Source organism: Bacillus cereus group sp. N31, from assembly GCF_016483245.1.
Taxonomy (GTDB): Bacteria; Bacillota; Bacilli; order Bacillales; family Bacillaceae_G; genus Bacillus_A; species Bacillus_A toyonensis.
This window is the reverse complement of record NZ_JAEHCH010000115.1, coordinates 1-245: the sequence shown is the minus strand read 5'-3', so window position 1 is coordinate 245 and position 245 is coordinate 1. Positions and strand designations below refer to the sequence as shown.

Sequence of the window (245 nt, the reverse complement as noted above, 5' to 3'; positions counted from 1 at the left end):
ATATTAGATGCACTGGATAAAGGCGTACAGCACATCATTTTAGGTCTTGGAGGAAGTGCTACGAACGATGGGGGTGCCGGAATGCTCTCTGCCTTAGGTGTAAAATTTTTAGAGAAAGATGGACGAGTAATAGAACCTGTCGGTGGAAATTTACATTCTATTGATTCTTTAGATTTATCGAAGTTGGATTCTCGTTTAGCACATGTAAAACTAGAAGCGGCGTGTGATGTAGATAATCCTTTGAC

The 245-nt window shown here is 40.4% G+C and carries 1 protein-coding gene; it reads left to right on the top strand.

Features of this window, described 5'->3' with window-relative positions:
• Positions 1-245: glycerate kinase (locus tag JDS81_RS30030; protein ID WP_199688707.1), on the top strand; the 245-nt coding region annotated here is incomplete at both ends.